The 237-nt window shown below is 49.8% G+C and carries 1 protein-coding gene; it reads right to left on the bottom strand.

Annotated elements, in window-relative coordinates:
- On the bottom strand, window positions 1–237 hold a 237-nt coding region (locus tag F1003_RS19230; protein ID WP_497986945.1), incomplete at both ends, for a sodium:solute symporter family transporter.

Raw genomic sequence — 237 nt, forward strand, 5'->3', positions numbered from 1 at the left:
CCGATTCAAATAACCTGCCTCCGGATACCAGCCCGGACGATGTGTACAGCGTGAAAAAGATCATAATAATCACGGCGGAAACAATTTTCAGCAATGATGACGAGTGGCGGAACCGTTTATCGAAAAAATCGGGAATCGTAATCGCATCATCCGCAACTTCCGTGTAAGCGCGCAGCCTCGGAGCAAGCAGCAGATAATTTGAATACGCGCCGATCGTCAAACCGAGCGCCAGCCATA

Source organism: Winogradskyella ouciana (genome assembly GCF_009709615.1).
Lineage (GTDB): Bacteria > Bacteroidota > Bacteroidia > Flavobacteriales > Flavobacteriaceae > Winogradskyella > Winogradskyella ouciana.